The following is a 16,630-nucleotide window of genomic DNA, read 5'->3' on the forward strand; positions in this document are numbered from 1 at the left end:
CATGGAGGATCACGGAACGGCCGAGCCCGGGACGCGGGAGTTCTTCGCGGCGCGGGCGGCGGACTGGGACGAGAGGTTCCCCGGCGACGGCCCCGCCTTCGCGGCGGCGGTGGAACGGCTCGGATTGCGGCCCGGGGCGGCGGTGCTGGACGCGGGGTGCGGCACCGGGAGGGCGTTCGCGCCGTTGCGGGCGGCCGTGGGGCCGGGCGGGCGGGTCGTCGGGGTCGACGTCACACCCGAGATGGTGCGGTCCGCCCGTGATCGGGGGCGTGGGGAGCTCGGGCTGCTGGTGGTGGCCGACGTCGCGCTCCTGCCGCTGGGCGACGGGGCGGTGGACGGCGTGCTGGCGGCCGGGCTGATCTCCCATCTCCCCGATCCGCGGGCGGTGCTCGCCGAGCTGGCCCGGGTCACGGTCGCCGGGGGGCGGCTGGCGCTGTTCCACCCGGTGGGGCGCGCGGTGCTCGCCGCGCGGCGGGGACGCGTCCTCACCGCCGGGGACGTGCGGGAGCGAGCCAACCTGGAGCCGTTGCTGCGGGACGCGGGGTGGGGGCTCACCGGGTTCCACGACGGGGACGACCTGTACCTGGCCGTGGCCGTACGCGGGTCCTGAGTCCCGGCGGCTCCCCAGCGAGTCTCGTGGGTGGACGAGCCTGAGCGGGTCCCGAGTCTCGGCGGCTCAGGAGTGGGTTTCCACGGTGGTGGACTCCGGTGGGCCGAGGAGGGCGGCGAAGCGGTCCGCGACGAGGTTCCAGTGCCATTCGCCGGTGATCCAGGCCCTGCCTCGTTCGCCCATGGCGCGGGCGCGGGCGGGGTCGGTGAGCAGGGACGTCAGGGCGGCGGCGACCTCCTTCGGGCGGGTGCCGTCGACGACGAGGCCGGTCTCGCCGTGGCGGACGGCGTCGGGGGCGCCGCCGGAGGCGCCGGCCACGACGGGGAGGGCGGTGGCGGCGGCCTCCAGGTAGACGATGCCGAGGCCCTCGACGTCCATGCCGCCGAACCTCGTGCGGCAGGGCATGGCGAAGACGTCGCCCGCGTCGTAGTAGGCGGGGAGGCTGCTCCACGGGACGGGGCCGGCCACGATCACCGAGCCGGTCAGGGAGCGGGCGGCCACGGACCGCTCCAGGGCGCGGCGGTAGGGGCCGCCGCCGACCAGGAGCAGGACGGCGTCCGGGACCGCGCGCAGGACCCGCGGCCAGCAGCGGACGAGGGTGTCCTGGCCCTTGCGCGGGACCAGGCGGGAGACGCAGACGACGACCGGACGGTCGCCGATGCCGAGGGCCAGGCGGACCTCGGCGCCGCCCGCGCCGGGACGGAACACCGTGGTGTCCACGCCGGGGGCCAGGCGCACCAGGCGGGAGGGAGGGATGACACGGGCCAGGCGTTCCCTCGTGTAGTCGCCGAGGTAGGTGATCGCGTCGGCGTGGGCGCCGATCCTGGCCAGCAGGGCACGCGCCGGGGCCACACCCGCCCAGGCGGCCTCGTGGCCGTGGGTGAGCATGACCACCCGCCGTGCCCCGGCCGCGCGCATCGCGGGGGCGAGCAGGCCGAGCGGGGCCGCGGCCCCGAAGACCACGGTGTCGCACCCGTGGCGGCGTACCAGGGCGGCGGCCCGCCGGGCCACACCCGGCAGCGGCAGCATCAGCGACGTGGGATGGCGCACCACGGGGTACGGCTGCCGGGCGTCGAACTCGTCGCACCCCGCCCAGCGGGGCGCGTACACCACGACCGAGCCGGGCGGGCGCCGGGTGGCGAGCGCGTGCACGAACGCCTGGATGCCACCCGCCCGCGGCGGGAAGTCGTTGGTCACGATGAGCGTCCTGACCGGCCCCGGCTGCCGCCCATCGGCGGTCACGGCGCGATCACGACGGCCCCACGCGAAGGCACACCCGCCGGACCACCCGGAGACCGCGCCGGGACGGCCGGAGCCTCCCGCCACGCGATCACGGCGGCTCGGCGCGCGGGCATCCCCGCCGAACCGCCGCGAACCACCCCCGGGACGGTCCCGGCGTCCCGCCTCGCGGTCACGACAGCTCCGTGCGGAGGTACGCGCGCCAGGCCGCTACGAAACGGTCGCGGGTCAGGCCGAGTGTCTCGGTGAGTGCCGTGTCCAGGGGGTCGCGGCCCGCGGCGCGGTAGAGCGCCACCAGCCGGTGCTCGCCGTACCGGCCGGCGATGTACCGGCAGGCCAGCCACGCCTCCTCGTACGCGCGGGCGACCCGGGCCTGGCCGGAGTCGCCCGAGGCGGGGGTGATGAAGGCGTCCGGCTCGGGGAGTGTGACGGGGAGGCGGCCGGCACGGATCTCCGTGGCCAGTTCCGCGGCGGCGGCCCGTACGGGGATGTCCGCGTTGAGGTAGCCGATGTAGTCGGCGAAGCCCTCGATGAGCCACTTCGGGGTGCGGGCGTCGGTCGCGGCGCCGGTGGCGACGTGGGTCAGTTCGTGGGCCAGGACGACGTCCCGCCCTGCCTCGGTGAGGAGGGCGAAGGCGCGGGGCTCGACGATCACGTGGCCGGGGGCCGCCAGGGCCGCCATGCCGGCGACGGAGGCGGGGGCGGCCAGGGCCGCGGCGTCGGCGGTGGTGGCGGGGACGAGGATCACCGGGCGCACGGGGCCGGCGACGCGGGCGACGATGCGGGCGGCGCGGGCGGCGCGGCGGGCGATGTCCGTCAGGTCCAGGCCGTTCTCGGGGCGGCCCGCCACGACGGCCCCGCCGTTCCGTACGGTCCGGGCGCCGTGCCACAGGTCCGGCCGTCCGGCCGTCACCGCGGGACGGGACGACGCCGCGGAGGGACCGGGCGACCCCGGAGGCCCGGTCAGCGCGACCAGCAGCCCGGCCCCCACGGCCCACAGCCAGACGACGCGCATGGTGGCAATCTACCGTCTGCCCCCTGGCGGCAGCGTGAACGCCTGCCGGGAGGACGCTCGGCCGGGCTGAGTGTAAGTAGAGTAGTCAGGGTGGGGCTTCGAAAGGGATGAACGGTGAGCGACCTTCCCAAGGACTCGCAGGGGGCGGATGAGCCGGCGTGCTCGATCGAGCGGAGTCTGCAGGTGCTCGGGGAACGGTGGACGTTCCTGGTGCTGCGAGAGATCTTCGCCGGACGGCATCGGTTCGCGGAGATACGGGGGGCGCTGGGGATCGCGCCGAACCTGCTGAGCGCCCGGCTGAAGACGCTGGTCGAGGCCGGGGTCCTGCGGACCCGGGCGTACCAGGAGCCGGGGAGCAGGCACCGGGAGAGTTACCACCTCACGCGGGCGGGGCGGGACCTCCGGGTGGTGCTGGCCTCGTTGCAGCAGTGGGGCGACGTCCACCGGCCGCGGCCGGCCGGCCCGTCGATGCTGCGCAGGACGCGGGAGAACGCGCGAACCGTGTACGTCGGATTCGTGGACGGCGACGGCCGCGAGGTGCCCGACACGGATGTGCTCATGGTCCCCCCTTCGCCCGAATCGCCTCCTGAGTTGTAAAACTATATCCAGACCCCTACCCTGGGAACCGTTGCATTCATCGGCGTGGCCCGCCCCCGCACGGGCGGCCCGCAGTGAGGGGGACGGGACATGGACATCAAGGGAGCGGTGGCCGTCGTGACCGGGGCCAACCGGGGGATCGGGTACGCGTTCGCGCGGGCGTTGCTGGAGCACGGGGCCGCCAGGGTCTACGCGGGGGCGCGGGATCCCGGCAAGGTCACCGATCCGGATCTCATCCCGCTGCGGCTGGACGTCACCAGGCCGGACGAGGTGGCGGCGGCGGCCGTCACGGCGGGGGACGCCACCATCGTGATCAACAACGCGGGCGTAGGGGGAACGACGTCGAGGTTGCTGGAGGGGGACTTCGACGGCGCCCGCCAGGCCATGGAGGTCAACTACCTCGGCACCTGGGCCGTCGCCAGGGCGTTCGCCCCCGTGCTGGCCCGCAACGGCGGCGGGGCCCTGGTGAGCATGCTGTCGCTGGCGTCCTGGGCCGCGATGCCCGTGGCGCCGGGCTACGCGGCGTCCAAGGCCGCGCAGTGGTCGCTGACCGACTCGCTGCGCCAGGTCCTGCGCGAGCAGGGCACGCTGGTCGTCGGGGTGCACTCGGGGTTCGTGGACACCGATCTGAGCGCGTGGACCGACGCGCCCAAGATCAGCGCGGCGGACGTGGCCGAGCAGACGATGCTCGCCATCGCCGGCGACCTGTCCGAGGTGCTCGCCGACGAGCCCACCAGGCAGGTCAAGTCCGCGCTGTCGCGCCCCCTGAACGCCTGAGCCGCCCCGTCCGGGCACGGAAGAGCAAAAGGCAGGGCCCCGGCCACGTGGGGAGTGGCCGGGGCCCTGCCGGTTCAGGGGAGGTCCCCTGAAGGGGTACGCCCGGGATCCTGGAAGGGTTCATCCCGGGCACGGCCCGGACGGCACGCCCTCGCCCCGGAAGGGTTCACCCCCGCGCGGCCGGGACCGGGGCCCGATCTCCGGGGAGATTCGCGCCGGGCAGGACACCGGTGGTGTCCGTCCCGATCCCTTGGCGAGGGTTCACCCCGCGACAGGACGCGGACGACTTCCGTCCCGCCCCTTGGAGGCGCTCACCCCCGGCACGACACGGACGAGGTCTCGTACGGACGAGGTCCCGTCCCCCGGCCCCGGACGTGGTCCGTCCGGGGTCAGGGAGTACGTCCCAGGGCGCGCCTCAGGGTATTCCGAGGTCAGGCGCCCGGGCGGACGGCGCCCACGAAGCTGGCCTTACGGTACGAGCTCAGCTTGTTGATCTGGACGCGGGTGCCGCTGTGCGGGGAGTGGATCATCTTGCCGTGGCCGACGTACATGCCGACGTGCCCGAAGCCGGAGAAGAACATCAGGTCGCCCGGCTTGAGGTTCTTCCAGGAGACCTTCTTCTTGACGGCGCGGTACTGGCTGCCCGTGATGCGGGGCAGCTTCACGCCCGCCTTGCGCCACGAGTACATGACCAGCCCCGAGCAGTCGAAGGCGTTCGGGCCGCTGGCGCCCCAGCGGTAGGGGTCACCGACCTGCTTCTTGGCCACGGACACGGCGGTGCCCGCCTTGATCCGCTGCCGGGCGGCCTTGCTCAGTTTGGCCTTCTTGCCGGAGGTGCTCCCGGCGGAGGCCGGTGCGGCGCTCCTCGGCGCCGTGGGGGGAGCGGCAAGCGTGATGGGGGGCGTGATGACCTGCTCCGCGCCGGGTTCCGCCGTGGCGGCACCGGCCGTCGTCTGGATCGCCACAGCGCCGGCCGAAGCCGTCACGGTGAGGACGACACCCCCGAGGGAGAGGCGAGCGAAGCGCGACAGGCGGGGGTTGGACATGGTGCTGGACAGGATCGCTCCTCAGTTCTTCCACTTTCGCCTACCGGGTTAGCTGACGGATTCGGGCTTGGAAGTCGCCCTACAGCGGCAATAACCACTGATTCACCCCAGAGCCCGCTAAAGGGCCTATTGGGTCCCCGGTTCCGCGCTCCTTGCCGCACGGATTCGGCTGGTCAACGGCTTGTGCCATTTATGGCGGGACATACGAAGCCATTGACCTTATGGATGGGTGTGTGATTCCGGTCACCGCGGCGACCGGCCTTTCTCGCGACGGCATGGCGTGCTCGCCGCGGCCCAGAAGCTACACAGATCCCCAAGAACTGGCAAAGCCCAAGTGATATCTCTAGATCATAACGAGTGATCACAAAATGGAAAACGCCTGGTTAACTCCCACATCTACCGCCAAATGTGATTCGGCTCACACACGAGCCAACTCAGCCCTCCGTGAGTCCCACCAGTCACACGAGCCACAGGAGTTATCGATCTTGACGGGGAGCCACGAGCCGGCCCCTCACCTCGGGACGCCATAAAGTCCCGCCCCTAGCCACGGATTCGGGCGGGCAGGAAACACCGGGCGACTGAAACCGCTCAGGAATGCGCCGGACCGACGCGAGAACGCCAGGGGAAGGTCTCCCCCGCCACGACCCCTACGACGGCGCTCAGGGCCGTACGGCGGCGAAAATACCCCGGTAGGAGGACAGGGGGACGACCTTCACCACGTCGCCCGTGCGAGGGGCGTGGACCATCTGGCCGTTGCCGGCGTACATGCCGACGTGGCCGAGGCCGGAGGCGAACAGCAGGTCGCCGGGTTGCAGGGCGTTCAGGGAGACGCGCCGGGAGGCGCCCCAGGAGTACTGGCCGGCGGCGGTGCGGGGGAGGCTGACGCCGGCGGCGGCCCAGGACTTCTGGGTGAGGCCGGAGCAGTCCCAGGCGCCGGGGCCGGTGCCGCCGTAGCGGTACGGCTTGCCGATCTGGGCGTAGGCGAACTGGAGGGCGGTGCGGGCGTTGCCGGAGGCGGGGCCGTTGTACTTGACGCCGGCGCTGTTGGGGTTGCCCGCGTTGAAGGCGTTCAGCCTGCGCAGCAGGCGCTCCTGCTCGCCGACCAGCTTCTCGACGTCCTTCTTCTGCCCGCGAAGGTCCTCGAACAGCTTCAGCGCCTTGTCGTAGGCGCCCTTGGCCTTGTCCCGCTCGCCCTTGAGCGAGCTCATCGCGTCCTCGTACTCGGTCAGCGTCTGCGAGCGCCGCGCCGACATCTGGTCGATGGAGGCGAGGCCCGCCAGCAGCGCCTCGGGGTCGCCGGTGGTGACGAGGTTCGGCCAGGACAGCAGGTCGCCCGACTGGTAGCTGCTCACCGCGACCGACACCAGGCCGGCCCGCAGTTCGTCGGCCCGCTCGATCTGCTGCTTGAAGCGGCCGTTGACGGCGTTGTACTCCTTGCGGGCCTTCTTGTACTTCTCGCCGGCGTCGTTGTACTTGTCGACGACCTTGTCCGCCTGGGCGTCCAGCTTGGCGAGCCGCGCCTTGGTCTGGGCGATGGTGGGTTTCGGCTCGGCCACCGCCCCGGCCGCCTGGGTCACCAGTACCGCGGCGACGAGAACACCGGTCACCGGTACGCGTCCGAACCTCCGGACACCTCGCACGGCCACGGGGAACCCAGCCTCCTCAAGTGCGACAACTGTGACACCTGGGGCGTGATCCTACAGAAACGGTAAGGTCCGCTCTAGCTTTAGACCCGAAATGTTTTGGCCGGGCAACCCCAGTTCACACCCGTATCTGGGATTAAGGGGCGCCCCAGGAGCACCCCGCGGCCCACCGGGGCATCACCGGGGTTGTCAGAACCGCTGTCAGGAACGGAGTCAGGCCCGGCCGAGACGGCGCAGCAGCAGCGCCGCGGGGACCGGACGGGCGCCCATGCGGCGCACCGAGTCGGCCACCTCGCGGTCGGTCGACACCACGGCCACCGCGCGGCCGGGCGGCTCGGCCCGGACCAGCTGGCGGATGAGGTCGTCGGCGATCTCCCCCGGCTCGCTGAACAGCACCCGCACCCCGCGCGGCGCCGACACCTGGACCGGGCCGTTCAGCTCGGCGCCGTCGAACACGCAGGTCACCTCGGCCCGGCTCTGCACCGCCAGGCCTCCGAGGCCGGTCAGCAGCCGCGCCCGCTGGTCGACCAGGGTCAGCGCGGGATAGCCGGACTTGGTGACGTTGTAGCCGTCCACGATGAGGTGGAGGTGCGGGATGGCCAGCAGCTGGTCGAGCAGCGCGGGGTCGTCGTCGGCGAGGGCGCGGGCGGGGACGGCGCGCACCGACGGCCGGGCGGGCGTCACGGCGTCCACCGAGTCGGCGGGCTTGCTGATCGCCACGGGCAGCCCCAGCTCGGCGCGCAGCCCGGCCGCGGCGTCCTGGAGGCTGTCCAGCAGGACGCGCAGGCGGGCGTCCTCGATGCTGCGGCCCTCGCGGGCGGCGCGGCGGCCCGCCAGCAGGCGCCGCTCGGCCTCGGCGAGCCGCTCGCGCAGCTTGCGCAGCTCCGACTCGGCGGCCCCGGTGGCCGACGTGACCGTGGCCCTGGCCTCCACGGCCAGCGCCTCGGCCTCGACGGCACGCTCCTCGGCGCGCCTGCCGCGCTCCCTGGCGTCGTGCAGGCGGCGCCGCAGGTCGGCGACCTCGGTGCGCGAGGCCTTCAGCTGCTCGCGCAGACGGTCGGCCTCCTGCTTGGCCGCGGTCTTCTGCGCGGCCAGCTCGTCGCGCAGCCTTTGGACGGTCTGCTCCTGCGCGGTCTCCTCCGCGGCGACGGCGGCCCTGTCCAGGTCGGCGCGGGCCGCCTCGACCAGGTCGGGCCAGCCCGGCGGGCGGGTGAGGTAGGCCGCGGCGGCCACCAGGACCGGCTCGGCGGCGGGCGGGACGTTGCCCTCCTCCAGGGCGGCGACCAGCTCCGGCCACGCCTCGGTGGTCGCCTCGGCGACGATCTCGCGGAACTCCTTGTCGGTCTCCAGCTGCGCCGCGATCGGGGCGCTGCCGAGACGGGCGCGCTTGCGGGGCTCGAACCGCGCGATGCCGCGCAACGGCGCGGGGATGGCGGGCGGTTGCATGGTGCCGAGCACCTGCGCGGCAAGTTCGACGACGTGTAACCGGACCTGCTCGGGCAGCGGGCGAGACAGGCCTTCTCCGGCTGAACTCATCCGACTTCCCCTAGCTGACCGGCCCTTCACAATATGTCTATCCGTCAAGGGTACGGCTGTCGCGTCCATGGTCGGCCCCTATATGCGCGACCCGCCAGCGGCCTGCCAGGGGGCCGTCAAGGGACGGCGTGACCTTCCCCGGGAGGAAGGTTGCGATCGCGCCACGAATGCCGGATCGGCGCCCTGGACGGAGAAACTGTCGGACCGCGATCGTATGGTCATGCTCGTGGAGATCGGGGTTCAAGGGACGCTGGACGAGCTCGGCACACCGCTGGAGCACGTCACCTTCGTCGTCTTCGACCTCGAGACGACCGGCGGCTCCCACGCCGAGCACGCCATCACCGAGATCGGCGCGGTGAAGGTCCGCGGCGGCGAGGTGATCGGCGAGTTCGCCACCCTGGTCGACCCCGGCCGGCCCATCCCCCCGTTCATCACGGTGCTGACCGGCATCACCGACGCCATGGTGGTGGCCGCGCCGCGCATCGAGCAGGTGCTGCCGGCCTTCCTGGAGTTCGCGGCCGGGGCCGCGCTGGTGGCGCACAACGCGCCGTTCGACGTCGGCTTCATCAAGGCCTCCTGCCAGGCGAACGGCTACCCCCCGCCCACCGCCCCGGTGGTGGACACCGCCGACCTCGCCCGGCGGGTGCTGACCCGCGACGAGGTCCCCAACTGCAAGCTCTCCACGCTGGCCCGGGTGTTCCGCAGCTCCACCGAGCCGTGCCACCGGGCCCTGGCCGACGCCAAGGCCACGGTCGACGTGCTGCACGCGCTGATCGAGCGGGTCGGGGCGTACGGCGTGAGCACGCTGGAGGAGCTCAAGGGCTTCGTGCGGGCGCCCACGCCCGAGCAGAAGCGCAAGCGCCACCTGGCGGCGTCCGTGCCGAGCGCCCCGGGGGTCTACGTCTTCGAGGACGAACGCGGCGAGGCGCTGTACATCGGCAAGAGCGGCGACCTCCGGCAGCGGGTGCGGTCGTACTTCACGGCGGGCGAGACCCGGGCGCGGATCCGCGAGATGATCGGCATCGCCGAGCGGGTGCGGCCCATCGTCTGCGCCACCGGGCTGGAGGCCGAGGTCCGCGAGCTGCGGCTGATCGCGGCGGCCAAGCCGCGGTACAACCGGCGGTCCAGGTTCCCCGAGAAGGTCGTGTGGCTCAAGCTCACCGACGAGCCGTTCCCCCGGCTGTCGATCGTGCGGGAGGTGAAGGCCGACCGCGCCACCTACCTCGGGCCCTTCACCTCGGCGCGCGGCGCCGAGGACGCGCGGCAGGCGCTGCACGAGGCGGTGCCGCTGCGCCAGTGCACCGAGCGCATCACCGAGCGCGTCCGGCGGCCGGCCTGCGCGCTGGCCGAGATGGGGCGGTGCGGCGCGCCGTGCGAGGGGCGGCAGACCCCCGGCGACTACCTGCGGCACGTCGAGGACGCGCGGGCGGCCATGGAGCACGATCCCGGGCCGGTGTTCGCGGCCCTGGAGGCGCGCATGCGACGGCTGGCGGCCGAGCAGCGGTACGAGGAGGCGGCGGTCGACCGGGACCGGCTCGCGATCTTCGTCCGCACGGCGGCGCGCATGCAGCGGCTGCGGTCGCTGACCGGCGTCCCCGAGATGGTCGCCGCCGCCCCCGCGTTCGACGGCGGCTGGGACATCCACGTGGTGCGGCACGGGCGGCTGACCGCGGCCGGGGTGATGCCGAAGGGGGCGCACCCCACGCCGTTCGTGGACGCTCTGGTGGCCACCGCCGAGACCGTGGTGCCCGGCCCGGGGCCGCTGCCCGCCGCGGTGGCCGAGGAGAGCGAGTGCATCCTGCGCTGGCTCGACTCCCCCGGCGTGCGGCTGGTCCGGGTGGACGGCGTTTACAGCCTGCCCGCCCGGGGAGCCGGACGGCTGAAGCAGCGCATCGACCTGGCCTACCAGGGCCTGGAGGCCCGGAACACCCGCGAGGGCCGTCCGCTGCGCTGACGGTAGGGTTCAGCCGAGCCGTACTCGAAGGAGAGCCACGTAATGGTCACCGCGATCGTGCACATCAAGGCCGAAGTCGACCGCATCCCCGACGTCGCCCAGACCATCGCCGAGATCGACGGCGTCAGCGAGGTCTATTCGATCACCGGTGCCCACGACCTGCTGGCCATGGTGCGGGTCGCCGCCTACGAGCAGGTCGCCGAGATCGTCCCGGGGCGCATCAACAAGGTCCCCGGCGTCCTGGCGACCGAGACCCACCTCGCGTTCCGCACCTACTCCAGGCACGACCTCGACGCCGCCTTCTCCATCGGCTTCGCCGAGGCCGACTGACGGCTCACGCCGCGGCGTGGGCGCGGCTGATCTCTATCCAGCGGGTGAGGGTGGCCTTGGCCTGGCCGGAGTCCACGGCCTCGGCGGCCCGGGCCAGGGCGGCGGACATGGCCGTGACCAGGCCCTCGGAGGTCGGGACCGGCGTGGGGTCCAGGGCCACCAGGGCGGCGGCGGCGTTGAGCAGGACGGCGTCGCGGACGGGCCCCTGCTCGCCGCCGACCAGATCGTGGACGGCCTTGGCGTTGAAGTCGGCGTCGCCGCCGCGCAGGGCCTCGGGGGCCGAGCGGGGGACGCCGATGTCCGCCGGGTCGAAGGTGGTCTCGACGGCGGTGCCGTCGCGGACGATCCAGACGGTGGAGGTGGTGGCCGTGGACAGCTCGTCTAGGCCGTCGTCGCCGCGGAAGACCAGGGCCGAGACGCCGCGCTCGGCGAAGACGCCGGCGACGACGGGGAGCATGCGGGCGTCGTAGACGCCGATGGCCTGGGCGGTGGGGCGGGCGGGGTTGGTCAGCGGGCCGAGGAAGTTGAAGACGGTGGGCACGCCGATCTCTTTGCGGGTCGGGCCCGCGAACCGCAGCGCCGGGTGGTACACCGGGGCGAAGCAGAACGCGATGCCCGCCTCCACGGCGGTGCGCGCGGTCAGCTCCGGCGGCAGGTCGAGCACCACGCCGAGGTGCTCCAGCACGTCGGCGGCACCGCAGGACGAGGAGGCCGCGCGGTTGCCGTGCTTGACGACCCGCGCCCCGGCCGCCGCCGCGACGATGGCGGCCATGGTGGAGACGTTCACGGTGTGGGCGCGGTCGCCGCCGGTGCCGACGACGTCGACCGTGGGCCCCTCGACCGTGAGCGGGGTCGAGCGGTCGAGCATGGTGCGCGCCAGGCCGGTCACCTCGGCGACGGTCTCGCCCTTGGCCCGCAGCGCGATGGCGAACGCGGAGATCTGGGACGGCGTCGCGGCGCCGGACATGATCTGGTCCATCGCCCACGCGGTCTCGTCCGCGGTGAGGTGCTCGCGGGAGAGCAGGGCGGTGAGCAGCGCGGGCCAGGTGGTGCGCGCGTCCATGGGGACTCCGGTCAGTGAGAGGAGAGGCGGGAGGCCGAACGGCGCCGCAGCAGGCCGGCCACGGCCTCGGCCAGCGCCATCGGGTCGAGCGGCTGAGCCACCACCGCGTCGGCGCGCGACCAGTCGGCGAGCCAGCGGTCGTCCCGCCGCGCGATGATCAGGCAGATCGGCGGGCAGTCGTACACCTCGTCCTTGGCCTGGCGGCTGATCCCCATGCCGCCGGCCGGGACGGCCTCGCCGTCCAGCACGGCCACGTCGATCGTGCCGGAGTCGAGGTGCTTGAGCACCGCCGGCTGGGTGGCGCACTCCACGATCTCGACGAGGGGCACGTCGGCGGCGGGACGCCGCCCGATCGCCAGCCGCACCTTCTCACGGGTGCTTGCGTCGTCGCTGTAGACGAGAACCCTCATGCTGCTCACGGTCGCGCTCACTATCGGTCGGTGACGAGGTATGGTCACCACGGATGCTACCGGTCCGCGGCGACGGAAACCCAGACCGATCATAGTCGGGGAAGATCCGGGTATATGTCCGGTTTGGCGGGCCTGAAGTGCCCGAACCGGGGGGTCGTGCGGCGACCCGGCCATGAGAGCCGCAATAATGCTGCGCGTGGCGACAGCATCCGCAGTAACGACGACGACAGCAGCATCGTCCCGGCGGCCCAACCTGGTCAGCGTGGGGACGATCGTCTGGCTGTCTTCCGAGCTCATGTTCTTCGCGGCGCTGTTCGCGATGTACTTCACGATCCGGTCGGTCACCCTCGGCCATGGGCAGCCCTGGCCGTTGCTGCCCGAAGGCGTCCACCTGGACGTCCCCTACGCGCTGGTCAACACGATCGTCCTGGTCCTGTCGAGTGTGACGTGCCAGCTCGGTGTGTGGGCCGCCGAGAAGGGTCAGGTCGGCAAGCTCCGTTTCTGGTACGTCATCAGCTTCCTCATGGGCGCATGGTTCGTCGGAGGGCAGCTGTACGAGTACCACGCCTTGGTGGAAGAGGGCCTGACGCTGTCCTCCAACGCCTACGGCTCGGTCTTCTACCTGACCACGGGCTTCCACGGCCTGCACGTGACCGGTGGCCTGATCGCGTTCCTGTTCATGCTGGGACGCACGTACGCCGCGAAGCGCTTCACCCATGAGCAGGCGACCAGCGCGATCGTCGTGTCCTACTACTGGCACTTCGTCGACGTCGTCTGGATCGGCCTCTTCGCGACCATCTACATCATCAAATGATCGGAACGAGGATTTCGGTGAACTCGATCACCGTACGGAGGCGGCATCCGCTGGCGCGGTACGTCGTGCTCCTCCTGGCCCTGAGCTTCCTGGGGGGGACGTACGCCCTGCTCGCGCCCGGCGGCGACCGGGCCGACGCGGCGAGCGCCTCCGGCAGGCTGGACGACGTGGCCGAGGGCAAGGCACTGTTCACGGCGCACTGCGCGAGCTGCCACGGCATGAGCGGCGAGGGCTCCTTCACGGCGGGCAGCGCGTCGGGCCCGAGCCTCATCGGCGTGGGCGCCGCAGCGGTGGACTTCCAGGTCTCCAGCGGCCGCATGCCGTTCGCCAACCCGGGCCCGCAGGCCCTGCGCAAGCGCCCGCCGGAGTGGGTCAACGAGACGACCATCCGGCAGCTGGCCGCGTACGTGCAGTCGCTCGGCGGCGGCCCCGTGGTGCCGGCGGCCGAGGCGGTGGACCCGAGCAAGGGCGACCCGGCCAAGGGCGGTGAGCTCTTCCGGGCGAACTGCATCCAGTGCCACAACTTCGCCGGGGCGGGCGGCGCCCTGACCTACGGCAAGCACGCCCCGTCGCTGGACCCCGCCACGCCGACCCAGATCTACGAGGCCATGGTCACCGGCCCGCAGGCGATGCCGGTCTTCAACGACACCACGATCACCCCCGAGCAGAAGCGGGACATGATCGCCTACATCACCAGCCTGCGCACCCAGCCCGATCCGGGCGGCAACGGCCTCGCCCACATCGGCCCGGTGATGGAGGGCCTGGTCATCTGGACGGCCGGCCTCGGCATCGTCGTCCTCGCCGCGATCTGGATCACCGCGAAGAAGCGGCAGGTCAAGCAATGAGCGAACACCCCAACGACCTCGGGAACGGGCAGGACGCGGGCGAGGCCCGCGTGCCGCACCGTGTCATCGGAACCCCGGTCCAGCCGGGCACGGCCACGCTGGGCGCACCCGCCAAGGTCACGCCGCCGGTCGTCCACGAGGGCGTGCAGTTCCCCGACGAGCGCGGCGCCCGCAAGGCCGAGCGCGTCGTCGCCCTGATCTTCGTGATCGCGTTCCTGGCCTCCGCGGCGTTCATCGCGTCCTACGTGGTGTTCCAGGTCGGCACGATCGAGAAGACGCAGATCTCCAACCTCGCCCTCGGCGGCTCGCTGTCGGTGGCGCTGCTGGCGCTGGCGATCGGCGTGGTGGTCTGGGTCCGCAGGCTCATGCCGAAGTACACCCTGGTCCAGGATCGCCACACCATGGCGACCGGCCCGGCGGTGCGCCAGGAGATCGCCGCGACGTTCCTGCAGGGCGCCAACGAGAGCGGCTTCGTCAAGTACAAGCTGCTGCGCCGCACCCTGCTGCTCGCCGCCGCCCCGCTCGGCCTGCTCCCGCTGGTGCTGCTGAAGGACATGGGCCCGCTGCCGGGCACCTCGCTGCGTCACACGGTCTGGAAGAAGGGCACCCGCCTGCTGGTGGAGGGCTCCGGCCAGCCGATCCGCGCGGCGGACTTCAACTCCCCCGGCGGCATCCTGTCGGTGGTGCCCGAGGGCCACGAGCACGATCTGAACGCCCTGGCCAAGGCCACGCTGATCCTGATCAAGTTCCGTCCCGAGGACCTCAAAGCGGGCACCAAGCTCAACTGGACCCACGACAGCATCGTTGCGTACTCTAAAATCTGTACGCACGTGGGCTGCCCCGCGGCGCTGTACGAGCAGACCACGCACCACATCCTCTGCCCGTGCCACCAGTCCACGTTCGACGCGACCGACGGGGCGAAGGTCATCTTCGGACCCGCCGCGCGCCCGCTGCCCCAGCTGCCGATCGGCGTCGACGGCGAGGGGTACCTGATCGCACAGAGCGACTTCGACGTCCCGGTCGGGCCCAGCTTCTGGGAGCGCGGGGACGCCGAGGCCGAAGCTAGGGGGCAGGCATGAGCCTTGACGCACCTCCCAAGGCCATCGCGGGACCGGCGAGCTACATCGACGACCGCCTCGGCGCGGGCAACTTCCTCAAGCGCAACCTGCGCAAGGTGTTCCCCGACCACTGGTCGTTCCTGCTCGGCGAGATCGCGCTGTACAGTTTCATCATCCTGCTGCTCACCGGGACGTTCCTGACGTTCTGGTTCAAGCCCAGCATGGGTGAGGTCGAGTACAGCGGCTCCTACCTCCCGCTGGTCGGCGTGAAGATGTCCGAGGCGTACGCCTCGTCGCTGCACATCAGCTTCGACGTGCGCGGCGGCCTGCTGATGCGGCAGATCCACCACTGGTCGGCGCTGCTGTTCGTGGCGGGCCTCATGGTGCACATGCTGCGCGTGTTCTTCACCGGCGCCTACCGCAAGCCGCGCGAGTTCAACTGGCTGATCGGCGTGCTGCTGTTCACGCTGGCGCTGCTGGAGGGCCTGACCGGCTACTCCCTGCCGGACGACCTGCTGTCCGGCGCCGGACTGCGGATCACCCAGGGCGTGCTGCTGTCGATCCCGATCATCGGAACCTACCTGCAGTTCCTCCTCTTCGGCGGGGAGTATCCAGGTGAGGACGTGATCTCGCGGTTCTTCACCATCCACATCCTGCTGATCCCGGGCCTGCTGCTGGCGCTGATCTCGGCCCACCTGATCCTGATGTGGGTGCAGAAGCACACCCAGATGCCGGGCAAGGGCCGCACCAACGAGAACGTCGTCGGCGCGCCGTTCTACCCGTCGTTCATGGCCAAGTCGGGCGCCTTCTTCCTGTTCACCTTCGCCGCGGTGGCGCTGCTCGGCACGTTCGCCCAGATCAACCCGATCTGGTTGTTCGGGCCGTACACACCGGCGGACATCTCGGCGGGGTCGCAGCCCGACTTCTACATGGGCTTCCTGGAAGGCTCGCTGCGCCTCATGCCCGCCTGGGAGATCAACTTCCTCGGGCACACCCTGGCGCTGAGCGTGCTGATACCCGCCTTGGTGCCCTTGGGGCTGGTGATGACGGGGCTCGCGCTGTATCCGTTCGCCGAACGGTGGATCACCGGGGACAACCGGGAGCACCACCTGGCCGACCGGCCGCGCAACAACCCGCACCGCACCGCGATCGGCGTCTCGGCGATCACGTTCTACGGCGTCCTGTGGCTGCTCGGCGCGAACGACGAGATCTCGGCGACGTTCCACATCGCGCTGTACACCACCACCCGGGTCGGACAGGTCCTGATCTTCCTCGGCCCGGCGCTGGCGTACTTCGCCACCTACCGCGTGTGCCTCGGCCTGCAGCGCAGCGACCAGGCGATGATCCTGCACGGCGTGGAGTCGGGCGTGATCAAGCGCCTGCCGCACGGCGAGTACATCGAGGTCCACGTCCCGCCGGCCGAGGACCTCGCCGCGCACATCAAGGGCAAGGCGCCGATCGCCGCCGTCACGGCGGGCCCGGACGGCGACGGCATCCCGCCCAAGGGACTGCGCAACCCGATCGGCCGGCTGCGCGCCAAGATGAGCGCGGAGTACGCCAGGGACAGCGAGTCCATCTCGCTGGACGGCGACGGCCACCACGACGGCCACGGCGAGCACGCCGCGGTCGGCGCGGGCGACGAGACCAAGTCGATCGGCCACTGAGATCAGGGGTCCGGCCCGCCGGACCCGCG

16 protein-coding genes and 1 riboswitch are annotated in these 16,630 nt (G+C 72.1%); of the genes, 9 read left to right on the top strand and 7 right to left on the bottom strand.

The window, feature by feature from the left end; translation table 11 throughout:
* Position 1: 1 nt before the first annotated feature.
* A complete protein-coding gene (locus ACFP1K_RS29555) occupies positions 2 to 610 on the top strand; it encodes a class I SAM-dependent methyltransferase (protein WP_380759375.1) in 609 nt (202 codons plus the stop codon).
* Between the two features lie 66 nt (positions 611 to 676).
* On the opposite strand, the gene ACFP1K_RS29560 is transcribed toward ACFP1K_RS29555, so the two are convergent.
* Both ACFP1K_RS29560 and ACFP1K_RS29565 read right to left on the bottom strand, forming a co-directional pair.
* Positions 677 to 1,852 carry a glycosyltransferase family 4 protein gene (locus ACFP1K_RS29560; protein WP_380759377.1) on the bottom strand — a complete coding sequence of 392 codons (1,176 nt, stop codon included), beginning with the start codon at positions 1,850 to 1,852 and terminating at the stop codon, positions 677 to 679.
* A gap of 169 nt (positions 1,853 to 2,021) precedes the next feature.
* Positions 2,022 to 2,864 (bottom strand): hypothetical protein, encoded by an 843-nt coding sequence (locus ACFP1K_RS29565; RefSeq protein ID WP_380759379.1) that lies wholly within the window; start codon positions 2,862 to 2,864, stop codon positions 2,022 to 2,024.
* 114 nt (positions 2,865 to 2,978) lie between these two features.
* Between ACFP1K_RS29565 and ACFP1K_RS29570 the strand changes: the two genes are divergently transcribed.
* Complete coding sequence (locus tag ACFP1K_RS29570; RefSeq protein ID WP_380759381.1) at positions 2,979 to 3,461, top strand: winged helix-turn-helix transcriptional regulator; 483 nt, start codon at positions 2,979 to 2,981, stop codon at positions 3,459 to 3,461.
* 90 nt (positions 3,462 to 3,551) lie between these two features.
* Positions 3,552 to 4,238, top strand: a complete 687-nt coding sequence (locus ACFP1K_RS29575) for an SDR family oxidoreductase (protein ID WP_380759383.1) — start codon at positions 3,552 to 3,554, stop codon at positions 4,236 to 4,238.
* 431 nt (positions 4,239 to 4,669) lie between these two features.
* On the opposite strand, the gene ACFP1K_RS29580 is transcribed toward ACFP1K_RS29575, so the two are convergent.
* The 3 genes from ACFP1K_RS29580 to ACFP1K_RS29590 form a co-directional block, all read right to left on the bottom strand.
* Positions 4,670 to 5,284 carry a C40 family peptidase gene (locus ACFP1K_RS29580; RefSeq protein ID WP_380759385.1) on the bottom strand — a complete coding sequence of 205 codons (615 nt, stop codon included), beginning with the start codon at positions 5,282 to 5,284 and terminating at the stop codon, positions 4,670 to 4,672.
* A gap of 22 nt (positions 5,285 to 5,306) precedes the next feature.
* Positions 5,307 to 5,465: riboswitch (cyclic di-AMP (ydaO/yuaA leader) on the bottom strand.
* A gap of 478 nt (positions 5,466 to 5,943) precedes the next feature.
* A complete protein-coding gene (locus ACFP1K_RS29585; RefSeq protein WP_380759387.1) occupies positions 5,944 to 6,891 on the bottom strand; it encodes a C40 family peptidase in 948 nt (315 codons plus the stop codon).
* Between the two features lie 249 nt (positions 6,892 to 7,140).
* Complete coding sequence (locus ACFP1K_RS29590; protein WP_380759389.1) at positions 7,141 to 8,463, bottom strand: NYN domain-containing protein; 1,323 nt, start codon at positions 8,461 to 8,463, stop codon at positions 7,141 to 7,143.
* Positions 8,464 to 8,683: 220 nt separating this feature from the next.
* Here ACFP1K_RS29590 and ACFP1K_RS29595 point away from each other — a divergent pair, with 220 nt between their 5' ends.
* Positions 8,684 to 10,417 (top strand): DEDD exonuclease domain-containing protein, encoded by a 1,734-nt coding sequence (locus tag ACFP1K_RS29595; RefSeq protein WP_380759391.1) that lies wholly within the window; start codon positions 8,684 to 8,686, stop codon positions 10,415 to 10,417.
* Between the two features lie 42 nt (positions 10,418 to 10,459).
* A complete protein-coding gene (locus ACFP1K_RS29600; RefSeq protein WP_380759393.1) occupies positions 10,460 to 10,747 on the top strand; it encodes an Lrp/AsnC family transcriptional regulator in 288 nt (95 codons plus the stop codon).
* 4 nt (positions 10,748 to 10,751) lie between these two features.
* Here the strand turns inward: ACFP1K_RS29600 and trpD are convergent, their stop codons facing one another.
* Positions 10,752 to 11,810, bottom strand: a complete 1,059-nt coding sequence (gene trpD / locus ACFP1K_RS29605) for an anthranilate phosphoribosyltransferase (RefSeq protein ID WP_380759395.1) — start codon at positions 11,808 to 11,810, stop codon at positions 10,752 to 10,754.
* Positions 11,811 to 11,821: 11 nt separating this feature from the next.
* Positions 11,822 to 12,220: a hypothetical protein gene (locus ACFP1K_RS29610; RefSeq protein WP_380759396.1), complete on the bottom strand. Its 399-nt coding sequence runs from the start codon at positions 12,218 to 12,220 to the stop codon at positions 11,822 to 11,824.
* Positions 12,221 to 12,407: 187 nt separating this feature from the next.
* Between ACFP1K_RS29610 and ctaE the strand changes: the two genes are divergently transcribed.
* The 4 genes from ctaE to qcrB are packed head-to-tail and all read left to right on the top strand — an operon-like array spanning position 12,408 to position 16,601.
* Positions 12,408 to 13,034 (top strand): aa3-type cytochrome oxidase subunit III, encoded by a 627-nt coding sequence (ctaE, locus tag ACFP1K_RS29615; protein ID WP_449329162.1) that lies wholly within the window; start codon positions 12,408 to 12,410, stop codon positions 13,032 to 13,034.
* 17 nt (positions 13,035 to 13,051) lie between these two features.
* A complete protein-coding gene (gene qcrC / locus ACFP1K_RS29620) occupies positions 13,052 to 13,879 on the top strand; it encodes a cytochrome bc1 complex diheme cytochrome c subunit (RefSeq protein ID WP_380759398.1) in 828 nt (275 codons plus the stop codon).
* Positions 13,876 to 14,958, top strand: a complete 1,083-nt coding sequence (qcrA, locus tag ACFP1K_RS29625) for a cytochrome bc1 complex Rieske iron-sulfur subunit (RefSeq protein ID WP_380759400.1) — start codon at positions 13,876 to 13,878, stop codon at positions 14,956 to 14,958. The genes qcrC and qcrA overlap by 4 nt, the downstream gene beginning before the upstream one ends.
* A complete protein-coding gene (gene qcrB, locus ACFP1K_RS29630; RefSeq protein WP_380759402.1) occupies positions 14,955 to 16,601 on the top strand; it encodes a cytochrome bc1 complex cytochrome b subunit in 1,647 nt (548 codons plus the stop codon). The genes qcrA and qcrB overlap by 4 nt, the downstream gene beginning before the upstream one ends.
* Positions 16,602 to 16,630: the final 29 nt, after the last annotated feature.

Origin of the sequence: Sphaerisporangium aureirubrum (assembly GCF_042658925.1) — a bacterium.
Classification (GTDB): domain Bacteria; phylum Actinomycetota; class Actinomycetes; order Streptosporangiales; family Streptosporangiaceae; genus Sphaerisporangium; species Sphaerisporangium aureirubrum.